23 protein-coding genes, 3 tRNA genes and 2 pseudogenes are annotated in these 25,163 nt (G+C 47.3%); 15 read left to right on the top strand and 13 right to left on the bottom strand.

All coding sequences use genetic code 11. The annotated features are described in order from the left end of the window. Positions 1–226 (top strand): annotated as a pseudogene (locus tag FTU54_RS15180) (DDE transposase); the annotation flags it as partial. A gap of 62 nt (positions 227–288) precedes the next feature. Here the strand turns inward: FTU54_RS15180 and FTU54_RS12875 are convergent. Then, positions 289–1,467 (bottom strand): trypsin-like peptidase domain-containing protein, encoded by a 1,179-nt coding sequence (locus FTU54_RS12875; RefSeq protein WP_005176504.1) that lies wholly within the window; start codon positions 1,465–1,467, stop codon positions 289–291. A 170-nt stretch (positions 1,468–1,637) separates the two neighbouring features. Between FTU54_RS12875 and FTU54_RS12870 the strand changes: the two genes are divergently transcribed. From FTU54_RS12870 to FTU54_RS12845, 6 genes are all read left to right on the top strand, one after another. Next, the gene (locus tag FTU54_RS12870) at positions 1,638–2,396 is read left to right on the top strand and encodes a Nif3-like dinuclear metal center hexameric protein (protein ID WP_180047193.1); all 759 of its coding nucleotides are present in this window, start codon (positions 1,638–1,640) and stop codon (positions 2,394–2,396) included. 151 nt (positions 2,397–2,547) lie between these two features. Then, the gene (locus FTU54_RS12865; protein WP_005176500.1) at positions 2,548–3,174 is read left to right on the top strand and encodes a superoxide dismutase; all 627 of its coding nucleotides are present in this window, start codon (positions 2,548–2,550) and stop codon (positions 3,172–3,174) included. 146 nt (positions 3,175–3,320) lie between these two features. Further along, positions 3,321–3,396, top strand: a tRNA-Asn gene (locus FTU54_RS12860). Between the two features lie 5 nt (positions 3,397–3,401). Beyond that, positions 3,402–3,477: transfer RNA gene (locus tag FTU54_RS12855), tRNA-Asn, on the top strand. 263 nt (positions 3,478–3,740) lie between these two features. Continuing rightward, positions 3,741–3,816, top strand: a tRNA-Asn gene (locus tag FTU54_RS12850). A 56-nt stretch (positions 3,817–3,872) separates the two neighbouring features. Then, complete coding sequence (locus FTU54_RS12845; RefSeq protein ID WP_005176498.1) at positions 3,873–4,316, top strand: DUF2726 domain-containing protein; 444 nt, start codon at positions 3,873–3,875, stop codon at positions 4,314–4,316. Here the strand turns inward: FTU54_RS12845 and FTU54_RS12840 are convergent, their stop codons facing one another. Both FTU54_RS12840 and FTU54_RS12835 read right to left on the bottom strand, forming a co-directional pair. Continuing rightward, entirely contained in the window at positions 4,317–4,595 is a 279-nt protein-coding gene (locus FTU54_RS12840) for a hypothetical protein (protein ID WP_180047195.1), read from the bottom strand. It abuts the gene before it with no gap. Positions 4,596–4,762: 167 nt separating this feature from the next. Beyond that, the gene (locus FTU54_RS12835) at positions 4,763–6,505 is read right to left on the bottom strand and encodes an FAD-dependent monooxygenase (RefSeq protein ID WP_180047197.1); all 1,743 of its coding nucleotides are present in this window, start codon (positions 6,503–6,505) and stop codon (positions 4,763–4,765) included. 213 nt (positions 6,506–6,718) lie between these two features. Here FTU54_RS12835 and FTU54_RS12830 point away from each other — a divergent pair, with 213 nt between their 5' ends. Then, positions 6,719–7,612, top strand: a complete 894-nt coding sequence (locus FTU54_RS12830; protein ID WP_168381697.1) for a LysR family transcriptional regulator — start codon at positions 6,719–6,721, stop codon at positions 7,610–7,612. A gap of 44 nt (positions 7,613–7,656) precedes the next feature. Here the strand turns inward: FTU54_RS12830 and FTU54_RS12825 are convergent, their stop codons facing one another. From FTU54_RS12825 to glnA, 4 genes are all read right to left on the bottom strand, one after another. Then, positions 7,657–8,889, bottom strand: coding sequence for a S9 family peptidase (locus FTU54_RS12825; protein ID WP_180047198.1), 1,233 nt, complete (start codon positions 8,887–8,889; stop codon positions 7,657–7,659). A gap of 126 nt (positions 8,890–9,015) precedes the next feature. After that, on the bottom strand, positions 9,016–9,894 hold the full coding sequence (gene ubiA / locus FTU54_RS12820; RefSeq protein WP_168381698.1) for a 4-hydroxybenzoate octaprenyltransferase: 879 nt from the start codon (positions 9,892–9,894) through the stop codon (positions 9,016–9,018). A gap of 8 nt (positions 9,895–9,902) precedes the next feature. After that, on the bottom strand, positions 9,903–10,412 hold the full coding sequence (locus tag FTU54_RS12815; protein WP_005176485.1) for a chorismate lyase: 510 nt from the start codon (positions 10,410–10,412) through the stop codon (positions 9,903–9,905). Between the two features lie 182 nt (positions 10,413–10,594). Then, positions 10,595–12,010: a type I glutamate--ammonia ligase gene (gene glnA / locus FTU54_RS12810; RefSeq protein ID WP_171065055.1), complete on the bottom strand. Its 1,416-nt coding sequence runs from the start codon at positions 12,008–12,010 to the stop codon at positions 10,595–10,597. Between the two features lie 810 nt (positions 12,011–12,820). On the opposite strand from glnA, the gene FTU54_RS12805 reads away from it, so the two are divergent. The 6 genes from FTU54_RS12805 to FTU54_RS12780 all read left to right on the top strand — a co-directional run bounded on the left by FTU54_RS12805 (position 12,821) and on the right by FTU54_RS12780 (position 17,280). Continuing rightward, positions 12,821–13,405 (top strand): aminodeoxychorismate/anthranilate synthase component II, encoded by a 585-nt coding sequence (locus tag FTU54_RS12805; protein ID WP_005176479.1) that lies wholly within the window; start codon positions 12,821–12,823, stop codon positions 13,403–13,405. Between the two features lie 19 nt (positions 13,406–13,424). Next, a complete protein-coding gene (gene trpD / locus FTU54_RS12800; protein ID WP_016659977.1) occupies positions 13,425–14,471 on the top strand; it encodes an anthranilate phosphoribosyltransferase in 1,047 nt (348 codons plus the stop codon). A gap of 17 nt (positions 14,472–14,488) precedes the next feature. Then, positions 14,489–15,295 carry an indole-3-glycerol phosphate synthase TrpC gene (gene trpC / locus FTU54_RS12795; protein ID WP_005176475.1) on the top strand — a complete coding sequence of 269 codons (807 nt, stop codon included), beginning with the start codon at positions 14,489–14,491 and terminating at the stop codon, positions 15,293–15,295. 206 nt (positions 15,296–15,501) lie between these two features. Next, entirely contained in the window at positions 15,502–16,185 is a 684-nt protein-coding gene (locus tag FTU54_RS12790; RefSeq protein WP_005176474.1) for a Smr/MutS family protein, read from the top strand. 93 nt (positions 16,186–16,278) lie between these two features. Then, the gene (folE, locus tag FTU54_RS12785) at positions 16,279–16,827 is read left to right on the top strand and encodes a GTP cyclohydrolase I FolE (protein WP_005176473.1); all 549 of its coding nucleotides are present in this window, start codon (positions 16,279–16,281) and stop codon (positions 16,825–16,827) included. A gap of 96 nt (positions 16,828–16,923) precedes the next feature. Continuing rightward, complete coding sequence (locus FTU54_RS12780) at positions 16,924–17,280, top strand: cupin domain-containing protein (protein WP_180074817.1); 357 nt, start codon at positions 16,924–16,926, stop codon at positions 17,278–17,280. A gap of 111 nt (positions 17,281–17,391) precedes the next feature. On the opposite strand, the gene FTU54_RS12775 is transcribed toward FTU54_RS12780, so the two are convergent. The 5 genes from FTU54_RS12775 to hemE form a co-directional block, all read right to left on the bottom strand. Beyond that, on the bottom strand, positions 17,392–18,753 hold the full coding sequence (locus FTU54_RS12775) for a diguanylate cyclase (protein WP_180047200.1): 1,362 nt from the start codon (positions 18,751–18,753) through the stop codon (positions 17,392–17,394). Positions 18,754–18,886: 133 nt separating this feature from the next. Then, a complete protein-coding gene (locus tag FTU54_RS12770; protein WP_180047202.1) occupies positions 18,887–20,785 on the bottom strand; it encodes a DUF4105 domain-containing protein in 1,899 nt (632 codons plus the stop codon). A gap of 76 nt (positions 20,786–20,861) precedes the next feature. Continuing rightward, a complete protein-coding gene (locus FTU54_RS12765; protein ID WP_005176467.1) occupies positions 20,862–21,332 on the bottom strand; it encodes a DUF3015 family protein in 471 nt (156 codons plus the stop codon). A gap of 123 nt (positions 21,333–21,455) precedes the next feature. Beyond that, positions 21,456–22,280, bottom strand: coding sequence for a DUF817 family protein (locus FTU54_RS12760; protein ID WP_016659970.1), 825 nt, complete (start codon positions 22,278–22,280; stop codon positions 21,456–21,458). A 28-nt stretch (positions 22,281–22,308) separates the two neighbouring features. Next, entirely contained in the window at positions 22,309–23,379 is a 1,071-nt protein-coding gene (gene hemE, locus FTU54_RS12755; RefSeq protein ID WP_005176463.1) for a uroporphyrinogen decarboxylase, read from the bottom strand. A 204-nt stretch (positions 23,380–23,583) separates the two neighbouring features. On the opposite strand from hemE, the gene FTU54_RS12750 reads away from it, so the two are divergent. Beyond that, positions 23,584–24,822: a L,D-transpeptidase gene (locus FTU54_RS12750; RefSeq protein WP_016659969.1), complete on the top strand. Its 1,239-nt coding sequence runs from the start codon at positions 23,584–23,586 to the stop codon at positions 24,820–24,822. A gap of 48 nt (positions 24,823–24,870) precedes the next feature. On the opposite strand, the pseudogene FTU54_RS15175 reads toward FTU54_RS12750, so the two are convergent. Further along, positions 24,871–25,163 (bottom strand): annotated as a pseudogene (locus FTU54_RS15175) (DDE transposase); the annotation flags it as partial.

Below are 25,163 nucleotides of genomic sequence, written 5' to 3'. Positions count from 1 at the left end.
CAAAGTAAGCCCGTTGAGGATCAGTTTTCATATTGCATCTATTGCCCTTCTTAATTTACTCAGATTCGACTCCTTGGCTTCTGCAGGTAATCTACCCAAACATCTGGAAAGTTTAATGGAGAAATCTGATAGATATGTTTTACCTGAGAGACGGATGAGGAGTTACCCAAGAGTTGTAAAAGGAAAACCTCAAAAATACCCAAGAAAAAGCCAGTCAATCTCTTAACTGACTGGCATTACCTACCTGCGGAGCTTTTTCATGTTTAATTTACAGCGCGTACTGCGAGCTTATTCTGGTAATGGAATAAACTGTTTATCACTGTTTTGCACTTTACGCTCACCAACCACCACTTGCAGCTCTAAAGACTGTTCTTCACGTTCAATCAGGATATTCACCGGCTGGTTCGGTTGCTGCAGCGCCACATAATTAATCAGGTGTGATGTTGAGCTAATCTCTTCATCATTCACTTTCAGGATTTTATCGCCACGGCGAATACCGGCTTTGGCCGCAGGACCATTGGCCAAGACATCTGCCACCACCACGCCACTTTGTTTTGGCTCCAGAATATTCTGTTGCTGTACCGGCAATAAGCTAATACCTAACCAGCCACGTACCACGCGACCATCTTTTAAAATCGAGTTCAGTACCTGCTGACAGACCTGTGCCGGAATAGCAAAGCCAATGCCCAAAGAACCGCCCGATTGCGAGAAAATTGCGGTATTAACCCCAATTAAGTTCCCGGCCACATCAATTAGCGCACCGCCGGAATTCCCCGGGTTAATGGCAGCATCAGTCTGAATAAAGTCTTCATAGGTATTAATGCCTAAATCCGAACGGCCGGTCGCGGAAATAATCCCTTGGGTAACGGTTTGACCCACCCCAAACGGGTTACCAATCGCCAGCACCACATCACCGACTTCATTGCCACTGAGTTTAAATGGTAAAACCGGTAACTGATCCAGCTCAATTTTAATTACCGCCAAGTCGGTATCCGGATCGGTGCCGACCACTTTTGCCTCGGCACGACGGCCATCATGCAAGGCCACCACAATCTGATCGGCCTGGGCAATCACATGGTTATTCGTCAAAATGTAACCATCGGCACGTACAATCACCCCGGAACCGAGGCTGTTTTCATTGGGTCCCTGACGATATTGTTCCGGCAACTGATCACCAAAAAATTCACGGAACGCCGGATCATTAAACAAAGGATGATTAGGCTGCTTGATTTTCTGGGTGGTAAAAATATTGACCACGGCCGGTGCCGCCACTTTTACGGCAGCACTATAAGACACCACCCCGCCAGTACGGGTGGTATCAATCAGCGGTTCTACTTTTTCAGCAGGCATTTTTACCCCATCCGGGGCAACGGGAGCTTTCGGTTTTTGAAACTGTTGCCAGCCCAAAAAGCCAATAATCACGATAATAAGTAACACCCAAGGTAACCATGTAAAGGTCCGGCGCACAGCTCTATCCTCTAAAATTTTTTAATTCATTGATGACTAAGTAATTTATGACCTATTGTAAAGCGAAATACATAAGGAAACATAAAAATCACTAAAGAGTTTTGTGCTGCTTTAGTTACAATTCAAAATATGTTTTGATGATAACAATATTAAAGGCTTTTGAGAGATTTATGGTTAAGCTGCATGACCTGATCCGCTGGTGTGATCAAACCTTAAAATCAGCCGAGTTTAAAGACTATGCCCCGAACGGCTTGCAAATTGAAGGCAAGCCGGAAGTCAAAAAAATTCTGTGTGCGGTAACTGCATCACAAGATGCGATTGAAGCCGCCATTGCCGAGCAGGCCGATGTGCTGCTGGTGCATCATGGCTATTTCTGGAAAGGTGAACCCTACCCGATTACCGGAATGCGCGGTAAACGCATTAAAAGCCTAATCCAGCATGATATTTCACTGGTAGGTTATCATTTACCGCTCGATTCACATCCTGAACTGGGCAATAATGCGGCCATTGCTGATATTTTGGGACTGGAGCAACTAGAAGCACTGGACCCGAGTGAACGTCATCCAATTGGCAATATTGGCTATTTAAAACAGGCCATGTCACCAGAAGCGTTTAAAGCCCTGTTAAGTAAAAGACTGGGGTTTGATACCATTCATTTACCGGCCAATCCAACCGAAATCCGCAAAGTCGGTTTCTGTACCGGCGGTGCGCAGGATTATATTCATAAAGCCGCAGCACAAGACTGTGATGCCTATATTTCTGGCGAAGTGTCAGAACGTACCTTTTATGAAGCCAAAGAACTGGGCGTCCATTATTATGCTTGTGGCCATCACGCGACTGAACGCTACGGTGTACAGCGTTTGGGACAGGCACTGGCACGCGAATTTAATCTCGAATATGTCTATTTCGAATTGAATAATCCGATTTAAAACTTGGGAGATGAATTGAGGCTGGCTTATACGTATAAATTAAGGATTTATTGTGTAATGTTATTTATAAGCAATGCGCAATTTTGTTGAATAATCTATTACAATAAGCCGACTTAAACTCAAAACCCAGCATAAGCAAGGAATTGAAAACATGACAACGATTACTTTACCAGCATTACCATATGGTTACGAAGATCTTGCGCCGCACATCAGCAAAGAGACTTTAGAATTTCACCATGACAAGCACCACAACACCTATGTTGTGAACCTGAACAACCTGATCGCAGGTACTGAGCTTGAAGGTAAAACTTTAGAAGAAATCATCAAGGCAAGTGCTGGCGATGCTTCTAAAGCAGGTATTTTCAACAATGCTGCACAAGTATGGAACCACACGTTCTACTGGAACTGTATGGCGAAAAACGGTGGTGGTAAACCTACTGGCGCAATTGCAGCGAAAATTGATGAAGCTTTCGGTTCATACGAAAAATTTGCTGAAGAATTTGCAACTGCTGCTGCAACTCAATTCGGTTCAGGTTGGGCATGGTTAGTGGCTGACGACGTAAACGGCAAACTGTCTATCATGAAAACTTCAAATGCAGATACGCCAATGGCGCACGGCAAAATTGCAGTATTAACGATTGACGTTTGGGAACACGCTTACTACATCGACTTCCGTAATGCACGTCCTAAATACATCTCGACTTTCCTTGAAAGCCTGGTGAACTGGGATTATGCCAACGCGAAACTGGCTGGCCAACCAGCTGGCGTAGAAAAATAATTTTATTATTCTGTGTAAAAAATCACCCTTTATGGGTGATTTTTTTATTTTTAGGGAATCACTGCATAAATCTAAGGCAAATGATTCATTTGTTTAAATAATCTGGTTGACGACCGGCGCATTCCTCCCTAAAATGCGCATCAGATTCTCCAATAGCTCAGTCGGTAGAGCGACGGACTGTTAATCCGCAGGTCCCTGGTTCGAGCCCAGGTTGGAGAGCCATCTAATCTCCCATAGCTCAGTCGGTAGAGCGACGGACTGTTAATCCGCAGGTCCCTGGTTCGAGCCCAGGTGGGAGAGCCAAGATTCTAAAAACCCACTCCAGTTGAGTGGGTTTTTTTATGGCGTTTAGATTGGGGGATTCAATGAGAATCATCATCCTAAAATAGCCCCTACCTGTACCACGGCACCCTGCCCGTCATAGACCAGTAAAAGCCACACACCAAGCTTTCTGCTTCCAAACGCCTTCATTCGTTTATTTTTAATTCAGTTAAACTGAAAAACTGCATTTTTTCAGGTCGCGGGCTTGACCACCTGCCCTTTGCCACCTAGAATGCGTTTTAGATTCTCCCATAGCTCAGTCGGTAGAGCGACGGACTGTTAATCCGCAGGTCCCTGGTTCGAGCCCAGGTGGGAGAGCCAAGATTCTAAAAACCCACTCCAGTTGAGTGGGTTTTTTCTTTATACAAGTATGTGTTGTGTTCAATAGCGCTCAGTCGACTTTCTTCTTTATTGGCTGCCTGGCCACACTGGTGCTGATGCTGCTGGTGGCGGCCTCCTATTTGCGCCCCAAACAGAAATATTTTCCGAAAAAAGTCATTACCCCGTTTGAAGCCAAGATGTTTGCCCGCTTAAAGCAGGCTTTTCCCGAACATCATATTCTGGCTCAAGTTGCTTTTAGTGCGTTAATTACCAATAGTAACTACAAGATCCGTTCCCGCTTTAATCGCAAGGTCACCGATTTTGTTTTGCTGGATCAGCAGATGAATGTGGTGATTATTATTGAACTGGATGATCCCACTCATATTGGCAAAGAAAGTGAAGATGCCGAGCGGGATGCCATGTTGCTTGAGGCGGGCTATCAGGTGATCCGATACACGGAGATTCCGAGTATCAGACAATTGCAGCAGGATATTCTTTAATTAAGGCACTACAGCTTCAGAAGCTGCTGGTTTCGCATTGGCCTGTTGTTGAGCTTGTTGCTGCGCCTGCTGCTGTTCAGCCGCTTCACGCGCTTTAATCCGCGCAATCATCTCTGCCTGCTGCTGTTTGTATTTTTCCTGATTTTTCGCATCGCTGTTGACAGCCAGAAACGCCATACTGACCAGAAAAACAGGAATCAGCAGACCTAAACTGGCCAACAGAATAATCTTTTTGGTATTGGGTGGCTGATTCGGTCGTTGCTGTTCAGGCGCGGTCATGAGAGAGTCCTCTGTCAGATGCATCAAAATGACGCTCAATATAACAAAATCATTTTCGAGGACAAAGCCTCTGTTGATGTTTGCTTGAACCTGAAGATACAACACAGCCGCCTGTACGGCTACAGACGGCTGCGTTACAGATCACGTCAGACTGCTCATCTACCCGATTAGAGGTTCAGCTGAATCTCGCCAAAAACCTGAGTTAAACAGGCCAGATGATCAAAGCCTTGTTCTGGTGTGTCCTGCATCCGCCAAGCCACATAGCCATCCGGACGTACCAGCACGGCACCGGCATCGGCAATTTCCGATTTTTGCTGCCAGGTGGCATAGACATCGCGATGTTCACGTGAACCAATCTGAATCACATCCAAATAGTCCAGCTTTAACCGGGCCGCTGCCGCTTTCCATGCTGCACCCGATAAACCGGTCAGTAGCGTAAGGCGCCCTTTACCGACAATATCCAGGGTGGAATGTTTATAGCCCTGCGCATCAATCAGCCAGGTATGCGGTAGTTTGGCACCCGGACGTGTGGTGGCTTGCAAATACAGCTGCGGGTCCTGTACAAAGATTTCTTCATCTGTTTCTGCCAGCACGGCATTGGACAGATAACGCTGGTTTAGCTCCACCCCTTGAGCATTAAACTCATAATGTTTAATCGCCAGCGCCTGATACAGCTTTTCCCGAATCTCGGCCGCTTCCGGTGTTTCCGCAAAAATCCGCTGCAACATCTCGGCCTGGGTCTGCACGCCCTGATCAAAACCAAATACTGCTTTTAAGTGCTTATAGTCAAAACGGGACTGGTTGGCACGCGCCACAATCTGCTTGCCCACCGGCGCCCGTTCATCACTATAAGAGTCCAGTAGCGCTGGCTTGGCCCAGCCTTTAAGCACATAAGCCAGCTTCCAGCCCAGGTTAAACGCATCCTGCATACAGGTGTTGGAACCTAAACCACTCGATGGCGGATGACGATGTACCGCATCGCCACCACAGAACACACGCCCCACCGAATACTGGGTGGCCCAGGTCTGATTGACATACCAGTAAGATACTTTTTCAATTTCGACCTGCTGCACCTCTTCACCCACAAAGGTGTTCAGTCGCGCCCGAACCTGGGCTTCGGTGACTTGCGGCTCGCCTTTGCTGATATCAAAGCCCCAGCCCATAATCCATTCATTCCAGGGCTGAATGGCACGTAGCAATCCCATGCCCAAGTCACCAAAACTGGCTTCCGGATTCACAATCCATTGTAAAATGGCCGGACGATGCGCCACGTATTTGGACAGGTCGGCTTTAAAAGTGACGTACACGGTTCCGGCACGCGCCATCACTCCTTCTAAGGGCAGCTTCAACTCTTCGACAATTTTCGAACGCGCCCCATCCATACCAATTAAATATTTGGCTCGCAGGCTAAATTCAGTTTGGGTCACCCGATTCAGGAAGGTCGCGGTTACGCCGTGCTCATCCTGAGTATGTGATAAATATTCGGTATTGAAGTTATAAATCGCACCGCGTTCGGCCGCATTCTTGACCAGCAGTGCTTCCATTTTCGGCTGGATCAGATCGACAAAGGGACATGGACTGCCTTTGATGTAATCGCCATGACGTTCATCGCCCGTGCCCCAGCAGCTCATCCGGGCAATTTCTTCCCCGACCAGACTGGTGGTGAGTAAACTTTCGCCCATCTGCTGCCACGGCGTGGCAATGGCTTTGACCTGCTCTTCAATGCCTAAGTCACGCAGAACTTCCATCGCACGCTGATTGGTAATATGCGCACGCGGACTGTTGGCCAGCCAGTTAAACTGGGTAAACAGCTGTACCCTGATGCCATAACTGGCCAAGGCCAGCCCTAAAGTAGAACCCGCCGGCCCCGTACCAATCACCAGCACATCAGTATCATAGTGTGTAGACATTCCGGACTCCTTTCACCGCTGTATCTGTTGCAGAATATTTGTATGCAGTGTAATCCGCTCCATCCAGCCCGCCTATTTCTATGCGTATAAACGATAGTGCTATTGGTTTTAGCTCTAGTCAGCTGCTGGATAAAACACATCAGCTGATGTGAAATGCAGTTCAGACTGTGTTGGGTTACACTAGGGCGATGATCTGCACGGTGGATGAAAGTCATGGAATTACGGCATTTACGCTATTTTGCAGCGGTGGCAGAAGAACAGAGTTTTACCAAAGCAGCCGATAAACTCTTTACCGCCCAGCCCTCTTTAAGCCAGCAGATTAAGGATTTAGAAGAAGAAGTCGGGGTTCGTTTGCTGGATCGCTCCGCGCGGCAGATTCAACTGACCGATGAAGGCCGGGCCTTTTTACCTTATGCCTTGCAAGCGATTGAAAACGCCAAACTTGCAATTGCCGCAGCGCGTCAGGTGGCGCATCAGAAAAACAACCAGATTCATATTGGCTTATTGAACGTGGCCGAGCTGAAAGTGCTGCCGCTGATGCTAGAACGCTTAAAACAGGCCATTCCCAATCTGCAGATTCATATCCAGAGCCTGACCTGTCTGGAGCAGATTCAGCGCCTGAAAAATGCTGAGCTGGATTTAAGCCTGACCCGCTATGCCATTCAGCAGGATGATTTTGTCGATCTTCCCATTTTGTCAGAGAAAATCTATCTGGTGTCAGGGCAAAAATCTGCACCGACCAAGTCGCGGATGAGTGCTGAAGCCTTGCTGCAACAGCGGCTGATTATGTGCGAGCAAACCGCTTCTCCGGTGTTTTATGAACAGGTCAGCCGGCAGGTGCCAATTGAACAGATGCCGGCCGAGCAGTTACTCTGGGTCACCAATGTATTACAGCATATCAACCTGATTAATCTGGGGATGGGCTACAGTTTTGTGCCGGAATATCTGCTACGCTTTCTGGATGAGCATGTGGCGATCATTGAAACTGATTTTGAAGTTCAGCCGCTCCATCTGTATGCCAATTACCGTAAAAATAACCATAATCTGGCACTGCAGCTCATTACTCAGGAACTGGCCAAACTCGAAATCTCGGTCACTGAGAGCTGATTAGCCCCGATCTTCCGGACTGATCATCGAGTTTTAGGAGGATATTATTGCGCAGGCATGTGGGTTTGAATAAAGCGCACCAGCTCGGCATTTCTCTGCACAATGGCCTGGGTATGCGAGGCACCCGGGACCAGTTCATATTCAACCATCGTCCCCATTTCTCTTAAGTTATCTACCAGTGCCGTGGTGACAGCTGCCGGCACAGCAGTATCTGCCTCACCCTGAATCACCATAATCGGTTTATCCAGCTTTTTGGTGGCCGGCTGGTTAATGGCCAGGAAGCGCTTAATGGTTGCATTGTCCTGGAAATTTGCCGTCAGCCCCGGATAATCAGCCACAGCAAGACCACTATTTTCAGTAAAGGCATCTATATCTTCTCTAAAGGACTGCATCAGCTCGTCCAGACATTGGCCATTTTCACCATTGTTGCCTTCGGCTTCTGGCACAATATCCTGCGATTCCGGCTGGAAGATGCTGAGGTAATTAAAGTCCGGTTCATAGGCTTTAATGCCGACCGCGACATAGGCAGCATAGGCCATCAGTTCTGCATAGACATTACGGGCCGTTCCAACCGGATACAGACCAACACTCTCTGCCAGCTCCAGATTGCGAATGGCTGCCGGCGCGACTTCCGCAATGATATAACCCAGACTCGAGGCCGGTGCTGCTGCCACTGCACCTTTATAATTGGCATCCTGATTGGCAAATTCCGCAGTACCCAAAGAGGCATGACCACCCTGTGACTGCCCCACCGACATCCAGGCACCATGCATGTGTGCACCCAGATCTTCTTTTAAGGCGCGTACCGAATAAATGGCAGACTGGGCCGCACTTTCTAAATGTAAATACGGATGAATGCCCGGCGTACCCAGCCCTTCATAATCTGGCGCGACAATCACATAGCCTGCGGCCAGTAAACTTTCCGCCATGGCCTTAAAACGCGGATTTAAACTATTTCGACTCGGTGCACAATGATCGGCAATGCCCACTGTTCCATGTTCCCAGACCACCACACGCCAGCCATCTACCGGACGAGGTGCGGACGGATAAAATACCATGGCGGTAGCTTCTGTTTTCTGGTCACGTACATTTGGCATTTTATAGGTCATGACCCGGATGATCGCACCTTCAATACCATCTTGGGTATAGGCAGCATCAGATACAAAAGTTTTGTCACGGATAAAGTTAAAGTCATTATCATCGCCACCACATGCTGTAAATAACAGCGCCGAGGAGCAGGTTACCGCCAATAACAGTTTTTTAAATGTCGTTGTCATCTTGAATTCCTCTTTATCTTCTTGTTGTTAAGTACTCAGCCTGAGTTCTTTGAATTAAGCATAAAAAAAAGCATCCTGCTCGGATGCTTTGTTGGCTTTTTGCAAGATCAGACTAAATGTATAAGCCTAGAGAAGTGCAAGAAAAATTCCGGTAAAAATCATCAGCCCAACCCAACGGTTATGCCGAAAAGCCCAGAAACATTGCTGCGGATTACGGTCTTTGGTTTTGTGCCATTGATAGATAAAATCCAGTGCCACCGCAGCCAGTGCCACCAGACCAAATGGCATGAACAGATTTTCGATCCACAGCGCCGCGCCAATCAGGAGCAGACTGATCAGCTGCAAGGCAGAAATAATCTCAATATCATAACGACCAAATAAAATGGCTGTCGATTTCACCCCAATTTTGAGATCATATTCGCGGTCAGTAATCGCATATTGAGTGTCATAGGCCACAGTCCAGGCCAGGTTACCAAAGTACAATAACCAGCAGGTTAAATCCGGGGTTGCACCCACCGCGGTATAGGCCATAGGAATAGACCATGAAAATGCGGCGCCCAGAAATACCTGCGGTAAATGAGTATAGCGTTTCATAAACGGGTAGATAAAAGCCAGAAATAACGCCCCAAACGACCAGTAAAAGGTTTCAAGCGGCAAGAACAACAACAGGCAGGCACTGGCAGCAACCAGCACCAGAAACACCATCACCGCTTCTTTGGCGCTAATGATGCCGGTGGCCAAAGGACGGGTTTTGGTGCGCTCAACATGGGCATCGACTTTACGGTCGGCAAAGTCATTAATGGCACAGCCTGCCGCACGCATAAAGATCACACCCAGAATCATTGGAATCAGCACACCTATGGTCGGTGTTCCCTGAGCAGCAATCCATAAGGCCCACATGGTTGGCCAGAACACCAGTTCGGTGCCAATCGGCTTATCAAAACGGCATAAATAGTAATAGGCTTCCAAGCGCTCACGCCAGGTAATTGAATGTGCAGTTGCCATGACTGTCCTTAACCACGTTGCTGTTGAAAAGAAGAATGTAGAAATTGCTCAAAGCTGGGCAAGAAACTTTCTTGCACAATAAATTTACAGCCATGCCAAGTATAGCAGCTCTGTCTGGTCCAGCCTTCGGGCAATAAAATCACCCGGCGCTCACAGGCCGGATTGGTACGTTGAAACAAAAACCGGCCAATCGGCTTTTTACCAATATGCTTGAACAGGCGTGCTTTTTTTTGCAGGCTTAAAATCGGAAAGATGCTTTTGGCTTGAACCCAAGGCTGCTCTTCACAGCCATATAAATAGCTTTCCCGCACCCAGGAGGTATGCTGATGCGGCATGCCCAGCCATTTGGCATCTTCAAAGCTCAGGCGCTGGAAACGTTCACGCAGTGGCTGTACCTGAAACTGGCCACCGGCCAGATCGGTTAATTGTTGTGTCAGAGAGCCCGGTGCATACAGCCATGTCTTCAATCCTGCAGGAATGGTCTGATCCTGAAATTGACAGGTCTGTTGGCCGCGCATCACTTATTCCCCTTTTATCGCTTGGCCTAGTGTAACTGAAATCTGTTACTAAACCATGGGCTTTTCAGCCAAAAAGCGCAAATGTCATATTCACTATCAATCTACCTCACCTAAATGAATATGAAGGCCATAAAAAAATCCGCGACAAGCGCGGATTTTCTGAGCATGAATCTGAGGTCAAATTACAGGCTGTAGTACATGTCTAATTCAACTGGGTGAGTAGTCGTGTTCAGACGACGAACTTCTTCAGTTTTCAGCTCGATATAAGCATCGAGCATTTCTTTTGTAAACACGCCACCTTTTAACAGATAGTCATGGTCAGCGGCCAGTGCTTCCAGCGCCATTTCAAGGCTGTGAGCAACGGTTGGAATTTTTGCTTCTTCTTCCGGTGGAAGATCGTACAGGTTCTTGTCCGCAGCTTCACCTGGGTGAATCTTGTTCTGGATACCGTCAATACCCGCCATTAACAGTGCCGCGAAACCTAAGTACGGGTTCATCATTGGATCTGGGAAACGTGCTTCAATACGTTTGCCTTTCGGGCTAGACACGTAAGGAATACGGATAGAAGCAGAACGGTTACGCGCTGAGTAAGCCAGCATAATCGGTGCTTCGAAGTGCGGAACCAGACGCTTGTACGAGTTAGTCGAAGGGTTAGTAATCGCATTCAATGAACGGGCATGCTTGATGATACCGCCAATGAAGTACAGTGCCATTTCAGACAGACCAGCGTATTCATCACCCGCGAATAGGTTTTTGCCGTCTTTAGAAATCGACATATGCACGTGCATACCTGAACCGTTATCGCCTACCATTGGCTTCGGCATAAATGTCGCAGTTTTCGCGTATTGGTGCGCTACGTTCCACACCGCATATTTGAACTGTTGCACTTCGTCAGCTTTACGCACCATGGTGTTGAAGCTCACACCAATTTCTAACTGGCAAGATGCAACTTCGTGGTGATGTACTTCTACACGACCTGGGCCCATGATCTCTTCAATTTTTGCACACATATCTGCACGCATATCGTGGTGAGAATCAACTGGAGGAACCGGGAAGTAACCGCCTTTAACGCGTGGACGGTGGCCAGAGTTACCGGACTCGTAGTCTTTACCTGTAGACCAAGCCGCTTCTTCAGCGATTAAGGTGTGGCGTGCGCCAGACATGTCGATGTCCCATTTCACTTCGTCAAATACGAAAAATTCTGGTTCTGGGCCAAAGAATGCAGTATCACCAATACCGGTAGACTTTAAGTAATCTTCTGCACGGCGAGCAATCGAGCGTGGGTCACGTTCATAACCCTGACCTGTAGATGGTTCGATGACATCACAAGTCACGACAACTGTTGGTTCCGCAAAGAATGGGTCGATGAAACCAGTTTCAGCGTCTGGACGTAAAATCATGTCAGATGCTTCAATGCCTTTCCAACCAGCAATTGAAGAACCATCAAACATTTTACCGTCTTCGAAGGTATCTTCATCGATACTGTCTGCAGGGTAAGTTACGTGCTGCTCTTTACCCTTAGTATCAGTAAAGCGGAAATCGACCCATTTTGCACCACTTTCTTGTATGAGTTGAAGGACCTTGTTCGCCATGCTCATTTTGCTCCAATGATATTTTGTTGCACACCCAAGTGCGTGTTAGTAGTTGGCAGTTATTAAGCAATTACCGTACCAACTTTTAAAAGCAAAGTTAAAATATTGAATTTCTTATGAGAAATTAAGATTTAGGGATTTTGCTTTGTGCCTATTATACTAGGGCTATACTGAAATGCACCATATTCAAGCACTCTTTGCGATTTTTCCTGCAAAAGATTTCTCGTGTGTATCAAAATAGTGCAAATAATCAGGTTTCATTTTAACACAGCTTAATAATACTGCTGTTTATTTCGCCAATTTCGCGCTTCATGCAATTTTTCTAATGAATTTCAGACTGGATTAATTGAGTGATTTATAGATAAAAACTCTTTTTTCCAGCAAAAATCAGATTTTCATTTATTTCTGCTTATTTTTTCTTCAAGTGCTTTTCTGTGCGCTTTTCGCAAGTCGTGCTCAGCTAAATTTTTATGCCCATTTTAAAATGCGCCATTTTGGTGAATCTGCGTCATTATGCATCATTTTAGGGGTTTGGCAGCAAGAGGGGGTCAACATCACAGCGGACACGTAAAAGCCACAAGCTGAATGCAGCTCAGCCATAAACTTAAAAGATTTCATCTGTATAAAAGCTATTCTGCTTGAAAATGTTCAGCCGCACATGTTTATTTTTTGCTATGATGCTTTGCACTGCGTTTTCCCCGCATTTTTTCGCTCGAAAAATAGCCGTGTTGTGACCTCCCTCCACTTTGGAAAACCAGGCATTTCAGGGAATTCTTCAAGCACAGTCAGGTGCATAAATTTTGACAGGTTAAGCTCATGCTTTTGATGATCGATAATTACGACAGCTTTACTTACAACATCGTCCAGTATTTTGGCGAGTTAAATCAAGAAGTTAAAGTCGTTCGCAATGACAGCGTCACATTAGAAGATATTGAGCGATGGCAACCGAAGTATTTGGTGATTGGTCCCGGTCCGTGCTCACCATCTGAAGCAGGTATTTCCATTCCAGCGATTCAGCATTTTGCCGGCAAAATCCCGTTATTGGGCGTATGTCTGGGCCATCAGAGTATTGGTCAGGCCTTTGGCGGCAACATTGTACGGGCCAAAAAAGTGATGCACGGCCGTTTATCGGATATGTATCACAGCGATCAGGGTATTTTCAGCAATTTGCCCTGCCCGTTTTCTGCGACCCGTTACCACTCGCTGGTGATTGATCAGGCGACTTTACCGGAATGCCTGGAAGTCACCTGCTGGACCAATGAAGCCGATGGTTCTATGGAAGAAATTATGGGCGTGAAACATAAGACATTGCCGGTTGAAGGCGTGCAGTTCCACCCGGAATCCATTTTGAGCCAGCATGGCCACAAAATCTTCCAGAACTTTTTAGAAATTTATGCCTAATTTGCACAAAGTGAACACCATGAATATTCAACAAGCTTTAAATCATATTACAAAACAGATTCACCTGACTCAGCCACAAATGGAAGATGTGATGCGTGCCATCATGTCGGGCGAAGCCACCGATGCGCAAATTGGCGCCCTGATGATGGGCCTGCGCCTGAAAGGTGAAAGCATTGATGAAATTACCGCAGCCGCGCGCGTCATGCGCGAGTTCGCGATTAAAATTGACGTTAGCGATATTCCGTATCTGGTCGATATTGTCGGTACCGGCGGTGATGGCCAGAACCTGTTTAACGTATCGACGGCATCCAGCTTTGTGATTGCAGCCGCTGGCGCCACCATTGCCAAACATGGTAACCGCGGCGTATCGACCAAATCTGGTTCCTCTGACCTGCTGGAACAGGCTGGAATTAACCTAGACTTAAACATGCAGCAAACTGAACGCTGTATCCGCGATATGGGCGTAGGTTTCCTGTTTGCGCCGAACCATCATAAAGCCATGAAATATGCAGTTGGCCCACGTAAAGAACTGGGTATTCGTAGTATTTTCAACCTGCTCGGCCCGCTTACGAATCCGGCCGGAGTTAAACGTTTTGTGATTGGCGTATTCTCCAGCGAACTCTGCCGCCCGATTGCTGAAGTGATGAACCAGCTGGGTGCTGAACACGTGCTGGTGGTGCATTCACGTGATGGTCTGGATGAAATCAGTCTGGCATCTGCCACGACCGTAGCAGAACTGAAAGATGGGGAAATCACCGAATGGACCATTACTCCAGAAGAAGTGGGCATTGAATCGCAAACCCTCACCGGTCTGGTGGTGGAAAACTCGGCAGAAAGTCTGGCCCTGATTAAAGATGCACTTGGCAAAAATAAATCTGAACGCGGTGAAAAAGCGGCCAACATGATTGCCCTGAATGCCGGCGCCGGGATTTATGTGTCTGGTCTGACCAAAACCTATCAACAGGGTGTGGCACTGGCGCATGACATTATTTATGGCGGTCAGGCACTGGAAAAAATGGGCGTACTGGCCGAATTTACTAAAACCTTAAAACAGTACGAAGCTTAAGACGGCAGGATAAAATCATGGTGGATATCGCAAATACCATTTTAGGTAAAATTGTTGATCGCAAACAGGAAGAGTTTGCTGCACGTCTGAAACAGCGCAGTCTGAATGATCTGGAACAACTAGCCCAGGCCGCCACACCGGTGCGCGGTTTTGCCCAAAGCTTGAAAAGCAAACGTCCGGGCGTGATTGCAGAAATAAAAAAGGCCTCGCCATCTAAAGGGATTATTCGTGAAAACTTTAATCCGGCTGAAATTGCCCAGCAATATGAAGCTGCCGGTGCTGCCTGTCTGTCTGTACTGACCGATGTCGATTTTTTCCAGGGCGCTGATGAAAATATCGCGCTGGCCCGCAACCATTGCAGCCTGCCTGCACTGCGGAAAGACTTCCTGATTGATCCTTATGGTGTGGTTGAAGCTCGTGCGCTACATGCCGACTGTATCTTGCTGATTGTGGCCTGCCTGTCAGACCAGCAACTGGAAGAAATGTCGAAAACCGCGTTTGAACACAATCTGGATGTACTGGTTGAGGTGCATGACGAAGAAGAGCTGGAACGCGCTTTGCGTTTAAGTGATCGCTGTCTGCTTGGCGTGAACAACCGTAATTTAAAAACCTTTGATGTGGATTTAAACACCTCATTGCGTCTGAAAAAATTACTCGATCCAGCACGTTTACTGGTAACCGAAAGCGGTATTGCCACCCCGGCAGATGTCAAGATGATGCAGGAGCATGACATTCATGCCTTCCTGGTCGGTGAAAGCTTTATGAAACAACCGTGTCCGGATCAGGCCTTTAGCGAGCTGTTTGGTACGCCGCAAAAGGTCTAAGTCTTGGTGCAGTTCAGGAGGCAGGTTTATCCTGAACTGTGCAATTGCACTGCCCTACTTTCATAGGGCGGTCATCTTCCTATATCGCGCCATCTTAACATCTCTCATTTCAAGCCAGATGCAGCGCCAAGCTGAATCCGTTTCAGTTCAAATCAGGCGTAATTCAGACTATACTGGATTGAAATTTTATCCTCCTATTTTCGATTATGAGCAAACACGATTCTTCGCTATCGAAAGAACAGTTTAAATTACTCAAAGACTTTAAAAAGCAGATCAGTAATCCGCATCCGCGCGTAGAGCCGGCAGCGCCGGCCATCAAAACTGCCGAACAGGAACAGGCCGAAGATTTTGAGCTGTTTCAAAAAGAAATGCGTGGGGTCCAGAAAATGGATCATGGCAATATCGCGCCAGTGGCCCAACCGGCCAAGAAAAAGCTGGATGCCCAGACGCTGGCTAAACGCGCAGCCGCCGAAGGCCCCATGCAAACTGATGAGACCATTTTGTCGGACACGCAAGCCATGCTTAATCCGGTGGGCAGTCAGGCCAGTTTAAGCTACCGCATTGCCACCTTGCAGCATAAGGTGTTTGAAGATTTAAAAGCCGGCAATTTGCGCTGGTTTGAAGCGGTCGACCTGCATGGCTGTACCGTGGAAGAAGCCCGGGTGGCGGTGCTGCAAATTATCCAGATGGCCAAAGATGAAAACCAGAACGTGATTAAAATTGTGCATGGTAAAGGCCCGGAAGCCATTTTAAAAACCTATGTCAATGGCTGGTTACGTCAGCATCGTGATGTTCTGGCCTTTGTCAGTGCACCGGAAAAACAGGGCGGCACCGGTGCGGTGCTGGTTCTGCTAAAACGTGCAGAAAAGAATCCAAAGTTTAAACAATAAGCGGATTTTTCCTCAAAAGCAGGCATTGTTGCGGTTTTCTGCTACAATGCCGTCCTTGTTCAATATCAGTGTAAGTGAACACGTCTTATGTCTATGCAGCAATCCTACGCAAACATTCTTACTGCCGTTGGTGAAGATTTAAATCGCCCTGGTCTCAAAGATACGCCTATGCGTGCTGCTAAAGCATTTTCGTATTTAACCTCGGGTTATAGCCAGACGTTGGCTGAAGTGACCAACAACGCCGTGTTCCCGTCTGATAACCGTGAAATGGTGCTGGTCAAAAATATCGAATTCTATTCGCTATGCGAGCATCACCTGCTGCCATTTTATGGCCGTGTGCATATTGCCTATTTACCGGAAGGCAATGTTTTGGGACTGTCTAAATTTGCCCGTATTACTGAAATGTTTGCGCGCCGTTTACAGATTCAGGAAAACCTGACCCAGCAGATTGCAGAAGCCGTGGCTGAAGTGACCAAAGCCCGCGGTGTTGCGGTGGTGATTGACTCTGCACACATGTGCATGATGATGCGTGGTGTTGGCAAGCAGGAATCGACCACACGTACCGTGTCATTTATTGGTGACTTTAAAACTGATAAAGATGCACGCCGTGAATTTTTAAGTGCCGTACCTGAAAGTTACTAAACCTAAATAATGCTGGAGCCTCGACATCTGTTGGGGCTTTTTTATGTCCTGTTTCTTATACTACCGCTGGTTTCCCTATTATTTTAAGGAATGCAAATGTCTTCAATTTATTTAGCCAGTCAGGGCCTGACCCAAAGTGAATGCAGTGTCGACTTCCCGCGTCCGGATCGTTTGGTCAAAGGCAATCCCAAACGTGATACCTATAGTGCCTATGAACATCCCAATATGAGCTGTGGCATCTGGCAGTGCGAAGTCGGCGCCTGGAATATTGTCTTTGCTGACAATAAACAGGAATTCTTTAATGTGATTGAAGGCGTGGTGCGTATTCATGACCAGCACGGACAATATATTGAAGTTACCGCCGGTCAGGCCGGAATTATTCCACCGGGTTTTGTCGGTACCTTTGAAGTGGTTGCAGCAGTGAAAAAATATTATGTGGTGGTTGAGGCCTAAAATACCGCTTGAGCTTTTTGATGTTTTGGCTGGTTTTATCTTGCTGCTTTGATATAAAAAACGCCCGACAGTTTTGGGCGTTTTTTCATGCCGGGATGAGACTTAAAAGGCTTATTTGGCCAGATAGACCTGATTACGTCCGGCATTTTTGGCGCTATATAAGGCTGCATCTGCGGCATCCAGAAAACGCTGATAATCCGGATGGCCATCATACTGCACTGCGCCAATACTCACGGTAAATTTAAAACTCTCACCTTCAGCAGAACGGATTGGGGTATCTTCAACCCGGCGACGGATGGTTTCGGCAATCATCTGGGCCCGGTTCCAGTCACTATCGACCAGCAGCAATAAAAACTCTTCCCCACCAACCCGGAAAGCATAATCACTACCCTTGCTCGATTCCAGCAGCACTTCGGCCATAAACTGCAAGGCCAGATCACCGGCGGCATGGCCATAGCGGTCATTAATCTCTTTAAAGAAATCGGCATCAATCGCCAGTAGACTTAAAGGTGAGCGGTTTTTGCGCGAGAACTGGATTTCACGAATCAGGATGGTATTTAAATAACGCCGGTTTAACAGCTGGGTCAGCGAATCATTGCCCGTGCCGATATATTCCGCCACCTGAAACAGCTGATCGACCAGATGCTGGATTTCGCGGTTTTTACAGCGAATCTGCTGAATCAGTAACAGCATCTGCTGCTGATCGGAAGTGTCCAGCAGCTGCTGGTTCAACTGATCCACCTGATAAATCCGCTGGATAATAAACTCCACCTGCTCGGCGCTGGCAAAAGCATAGGCTGCTTTATGGATGAACCACAGGCCAAATTCAGATTTGGAAAGTGGCGGATGAAACAGCTGTGACTGATCAGAAAAGGCCTTAAACATCAGCTCATTTTCCCAGTCCAGCAGACAACCGCGCTGGCGGTCTTTTTGCACGGCCACATCCTGCATGGCAGAAAACAGACGGTAGGTGTGTTTCATATCATTATGAATTTCTACCTTGGCCTCATAAGTGCGGCACATGATTTCTGCGGCCAGGCTCAGCACCTGAGTCATATAATCGGCAGCAGCCAGTACATCGGCCTGCGGGGTTTGCAGAAAAAAGGCAAAACTTTTGCGCTGGATTTCGCGGATGCCGCGAATAATCAGCCAAGAAGGAACGCCAATACGCGCATGCACTTCCCCGACTTTCAGCTGCTTGGTGACAATGACTTTAAAATCCTGCTTGAACGGAACCGCAAAACTGTCCAGCAGCCATTGCTGCAGAGCATTTTTCAGGCGGCTACGTACCAGTTCATCGGACAGGAAATAGGAGGCTTCCTGCTCCTGCATCATCTGTCGATAAAATTCGGCCACCAGCACCGTGACATGCTGTTGAATGAACTCGAAGCTATAGCTTAAATCGGTTTCAGAAAATTGCCCGCAAATCGCCTGCCACTGCGCTGCAAGTTCCTCTATACGCTCTTGGTTCATACAACCGCCTCACACAGATGAATTACAGCGCAGATTTTAACGCAGCTGTCACATAAGACAATTCTTTTGTGAATTAAATGAATATTCACTTAATAACAATCTGGATTTTCAAGCCTGACTTCACGACTTCAGCTTAAAAGAACCAGGCATAACCAAGACTGGTCTGATGCCAGTCCTGTTGATTCTGCTGCTGATATTCCCAGCCCAGACGAATCGCATGCTGCGGATTCAGCACATATTGCAGCTGGCTGTGCAGTCTCAAATTCCATTGCTGGGCATCTTCCCAGTATGGCAATTCCACTTGCAGCACACTATTCAGCTGCGGACTCCAGATATTCTGGCAGCCCAAGGTGGGTCCGACACCCACGCGCCAGCCACGACCCAGTGCTTTACCGGCCTGTAGATGGTTTTGTAGCTGGGCATAGCAAATATGCTCACGGTCGGCACTGGCCCAGCTATAGCCCATCTGGACCTGTAAATTGGCTACACCATGCTGTTCCTGAGTGCTGAACTGACCATGCTGATCGAGCGCTTCCTGGGTCCAGCCCAGATTAAAACCCCAGGACAATGGTGTTTTAAACGGCGTAATCGGGTTATAGGAGTTCACCGCCAGCACGTCGAGCTGACTCAGTTTTAGGGTTTCATCCCGATATTGCAGCGCACCCTGTAAAAATAGCAATTGAGTCCCGGTACGAAAACCACCTTGCGGATCGAGCAGATCATGATAGGCTTGCCGATGGCCCAGTTCGATAAAGGATTGTCCCTGCACTTCACCAGTGCTTAACGTCAGATTACGCGCATGATGGCCCTGGCTTGGATCAACGTTTGGGACGTCCGGCGCGCGGCGCTGCTTGTCGACCTGAAGCTGGCTTCGCAGGCTGAGTAATTGGCGTAAACGTGGCTGGGCAAAACCGGTTTCGACCTTGCGGGCTAAAAACTGCAGGTACAGATCATCGTAGGCCATTTCCAGTATTTTGGCCTGCTCTAATGCGGTATAAGGCTGCAATAACGTATTTAAATCGGTAGATTCGGCAAAAGCCAGCTGATGTGCCGCTTGCGCTAGGTCTGTACCATGCTGGCGGGCTTGAGCCAGTAATTGGGTTTCCAGCGCCGGGCGATACACGGTGTCTTTGACCAGATCTGAATCTGCCAGCGCCTTGATGGTTTCAACCGGAATCGACGCCACTTTAAACTGTTGCTGTAAATTCAGCTCTGGACGGACCAGATCAATCAGGCCCAATAAACGATAGGCACAGTTATCACTGAAAAAATAATAGGGAAAGCTGACGTGCTTCATTTCCCAGATATGTTCCACCAGAAAACGGGTTTCATCCGGGCTTAAATCCAGCTCGTATTCCCATAAATCGCGGCTTTCCAGATCACCATATTCCTTAACCTTGCGGTAATACGGCATGAGGGAATATTCACCCGGATACTGTCCGGTCAGACCTTTCCAGGCATAGGACCAGCTTTGCTCACCCGGCACTGTGGCCGCATAATTCACCGCATAGGAAATCAGGTTCAGTTCCTGCTGATCTTTCGGGTCCAGTCGCAGCAAGGTATGCCCGAACATGGAGCTGGGATTGCCCATAAAATCGGTGGCATAAATTAAAGTGGTTTTGTATGGACGAATCTGGCCAATCCATTCATCCAGTTCCGGACAGGCCACGGCAGCCAGTTCCGTCTGTGGAATATTCAGTTGTTGCACCAGCCAGCGGCTACGTGCCGGAAAACGGCATTGTACCGATTGATTTGGCTCGGCCTGCTGAAACAGCGCTGCAATATGCGCCTGTAATTCCTGATTTAAATCGGGTGTTTTGGCCTCTGTTAAAAAATAGCCGGCATAGCTGACAGTACTCTGCCCGGAAGTATTGGCATACATTAAGCGTTGCCAGGTATTTTGCTGTGCCAGTTGCTGCTGTTCAGCACGCTGGATATACAACTGTGCCGGCGTTGAAGATTCAGGAGAAGACGTCGCGGCATACGCCACAGGAGATAACAAAGCAGCACATACAAAAGCAAGAGGTTTCATTCAGCAGATCAATTCTTATTTGGTTCTTATATAGAGAAAAACCCTGCCAGAAGACAGGGTTTTATGGGATGCTTAATTAGACGTAGGCTTTTAAGATGTCGTCTTGTGCCATCACTGACTGTAAAGAAGCCAGCACTTCAACAGAAGTCTGGTTGTCAGCTGAATAAATTTCAGAGAAGTTTTGTTTGGTCACTGCAAAGAAACGTGCTTTGTCTTCTGCTTTAATGCTCAGTAATTCAGCCAGTACGTTCAGGCTTTCACCCTCGCCTACAGCCATATCACGCGCCAGCGTTTCGGCATTTTCATTGGTAAATGTCACCACTTGCGCAGTTACAGTACCAGTACCGCTACAGCCTAAAGTACCGAAGGTAATACCGAACAACTGGTTTGCAAAAATACCATTGGTTGTAGCAGCTAAAATTTTAGGCACTTTACCAGACTGACCTGCCCAAACTTGAGAACCAATACCACAGCCGGCATCAGCGTCTGCAAATGCTGCCGTTGAACCTGCTGCCAATACTGCTGCCAAAGCTAATTTTTTTAACATAAAAGTCTCCAGAATTTATTATCTGAGTTTGTTATTGTTTCACAATGTGTAATTTTTATTACACTGTTTAAAGATAACGCATCCGCCAGCGAACACAAAACACTTTATACCAAAGTGGAAAAATTATTTTTCTGTATCCTTTAAGTGCGCAGGTTTCAGTTGCCAGATGCCATTTGGCTGACGATCACCCAGAATTTTCAAGACCAGCACCAGACTCAGCAATAACAGCAGATACCAGGACCCCAACTTGCCCCAGCCAACCATATGCCAGCTGTCGACCTGACTTGGATACAGCCAGATCTGGTAAAAGGTGCTGATATTTTCTGCAATCCAGATAATAAAGGCCAGTAACAACAAGACCGGTAACATCGGCAGCTGCATCCGGTGATGCTGCAATTCAAACTGGATACGGGTTTTCCAGAATATCAGTACGCTCCAGGCAAACAGCACATAGCGGATATCCGGCACAAAAAACTTGCTCATAAAATTAATATAAGACAGCACCGCCAGACTCAGCATATTGGCAAAACCCGGCAAGCGAGTAAAAGATACCCGATACAAACGCAAGGACCGGGCAAAGAAACTGCCGACAGCCGAATACATAAACCCGGCAAACAGCGGCACGGTCATAATTTTAAATACGGCCGGCTGCGGATACTGCCAGGACGCAATCGCCGGATGGGTCAGAAAAATTTCCATAATCATCGCCAGCAGATGAAACAGCGCAATGACTTTGGCCTCGGCCCAGGATTCCAGCTTGAGATACAGCAGTAAAATCTGAATGAGGACCGCATAAAACAGCAAATAGTCATAACGGAAAAAACCGTAATAGTCCTGGCTACCCAGACTGGCGGTAAAAGCAAAAGCAATCAGCAATAAAATTCCAAATAAGGCAGCCGAAGCTGCCTTATAAGTGAATTCAAAACCTGATTTTAAAATTGTGATCAAGGCTGAATCCTAATATTGTTGCATCTTCTTAAAGGTACTTGGCACTGTATTCATGTACCGTATCAATAAAGACTTTCGGATTGGCCGGATCAACCCATTGGGTAATACCATGTCCCAGGTTGGCAATATAGCCGGTTTTTTCACCATGGGCATAGGCATCATCCAGCATGGCTTTAGTCGCCTTGGCGATTGAGTCCGGGCTTCCATATAACGTGGCTGGATCGAGGTTGCCCTGTAAGGCAGCACGGCCATTCACGGTTTGGCGCGCCACATTTAATGGCGTGGTCCAGTCCAGACCAAAGGCATCGGCACCGGTGGCCACCATTGGCTCCAGCCATTGACCGCCGCCTTTGGTAAATAGAATGACCGGAATTTTACGGCCATCTTTTTCGCGTTGCAGACCCGCTACAATTTTTTGCATATAGTTCAGCGAGAACTCGATATATTCACGATGCGCCAGTGCCCCGCCCCAGCTGTCAAAAATCTGCACCGCTTGTGCACCAGCATCAATTTGCGCATTCAAATAGTCAATCACAGCGACTGCCAGACGGTCGAGCAAAGCATGCAGCACTTCCGGCTGGGCATACATCATCTGCTTGGTAAAGCGGAAATCCTTGCTTGAACCACCTTCAACCATATAAGTCGCCAGCGTCCACGGACTGCCGGAAAAACCAATTAACGGCACCTGTCCGCCCAGAGCTGAACGAATGGTCGATACCGCATTCATGACATAGTCCAGATCTGACTTGGCATTAAAATTCGGCAGATTGGCGACATCCTGCTCGGTACGCACGGTTTTATGAAACTTCGGACCTTCACCAGCCTCAAAGTACAAACCTAAGCCCAAAGCATCCGGTACAGTTAAAATATCGGAGAATAGAATGGCTGCATCCAGCTCATAACGGCGCAAAGGCTGTAAGGTCACTTCACAGGCAAATTCGGTATTTTTGCACAAGGAAAGAAAATCTCCGGCCTTGGCACGGGTTTCACGATACTCAGGCAGATAACGTCCTGCTTGACGCATCATCCATACCGGCGTGGTATCTACGGGTTCACGCAACAAGGCACGTAGAAAACGATCATTTTTTAAGGCCGTCATTTACTTTCCTAACTTCGACTGAATCTTGCATCCATCATATCAAAAAGGCAGAAATTTTAATAACTTCTTTAGTCCTTTAAAAATGCCGGACTGTAAAAGATAAAAGTGATATTTACACAAAACAGATACTGCATCTCCTCATTTTTTCTGTAATACTTGTGTAGTTTTTAAAATGTAAATGAATAATTCTTAAGGTTGACTTACATGTTCGTTCGCACAGTACTCGCAATGAGTTTAAGTTGCATGTTTGCTGGTACAGCCCTGGCTGCAACCACTGCTGAACAGCCGTTGAATCCTCAATTGATTAGCGATACAGCGGTTGAAGATCCGATTGATCCGCTTGCAACAGACGCATCAGCGGCAGTCGTACCTTCAGAAGTTGAAACGCAAATTACGCAACAAGAAGAACAAGATTTGAACAAGGCTTCAGCGACCCTAGAAGACCTGCAAAATGCCGAAGATACCCAGGCTGATATCGGCAGCGCACCGACAACTGCTGCGCCTGCAACGACTTCAGCCAGCACAGCGCCAGCCAAAGCCTCCTGGACTTTAGATGGCCTGAACAATGCCAGCTGGTATGAAAATATTGGCAAAGGCCAGTTCCCGGTCTATGCGCGCGCGCATGTGATGCTCAATAATGCTCATGCTTCTCCGGGTGCGATTGATGGAACCAGCGGTAAAAATACCCTGAAAGCGATTGCCTCTTTCCAGCAGATGAACGGGATTAAACCGACCGGTGTGCTGACGCAGGAAACCTGGGATGCTTTAATTGCCCGTCAGGGTTCAAAACCGGCTTTTGTGGAATACACCATTACTGAAGATGACCTGAAAGGTCCGTATGTCAAATCAATTCCGGGCGACTATGCACTGCAAGCCAAAATGAAAGGCCTGCACTACACCAGCGTCACTGAAATGCTGGGTGAAAAGTTCCATATGGATGAGAACTTCCTGAAAAAGCTCAATCCAAATGCCAACTTTAACAAAGCCGGTCAGAAACTGATTGTGGCCAATGTACGTAATGACCTGCCGGAAGATATCCACCTGATTGTGGCGCACAAAGGCGCTAAGCAGCTGTATCTATTTAACAGCCGCAACCAGATGATCGCATCATTCCCGGCCAGTATTGGGAATACCAACACCCCTTCACCAACCGGGACTTATAAAGTGACTGGTGTGGCACCAAACCCGTGGTACAGCTACTCGCCAAGTAACTTTATCCAGGGCAAAAACATGAAGCCACTGTCCTTACCACCAGGTCCAAACGGTCCAGTGGGGAATATCTGGATTGGTCTGAGCAAAAAATCCTTTGGTATTCACGGTACGCCAAACCCGTCGATGATTTCTAAATCCTATTCGCATGGCTGTATCCGTCTGACCAACTGGGATGCCAACGACCTGGGCCGTAAAGTCCGTTCAGGGGTTACGGTTAAATTCCTCGAATAATCTGCTTATACCCCATAAAAAGCCTGCCGATGCAGTAATGCCAGTCAGTTAAGAGATTGACTGGCTTTTTCTTGGGTATTTTTGAGGTTTTCCTTTTACAACCCTTGGATAACTCCTCACTCTTCTCTCAGGTATAACATACCGATTAGATTTCTCCATTAAACTTTCCAGATGTTTGGGTAGATTACCTGCAGAAGCCAAAGAGTCGAATCTGAGTAAATTAAGAAGGGCAATAGATGCAATATGAAAACTGATCCTCAACGGGCTTACTTTGGCACGTTGAGCCATATATTTCATTTGTCTTCTTAGAACATTATAAGCAATCAAGACACCCCATAATT

It is taken from the genome of Acinetobacter sp. YH12116, from assembly GCF_013418895.1.
Lineage (GTDB): Bacteria > Pseudomonadota > Gammaproteobacteria > Pseudomonadales > Moraxellaceae > Acinetobacter > Acinetobacter indicus.
This window is presented reverse-complemented; position numbering and strand designations above follow the sequence as displayed.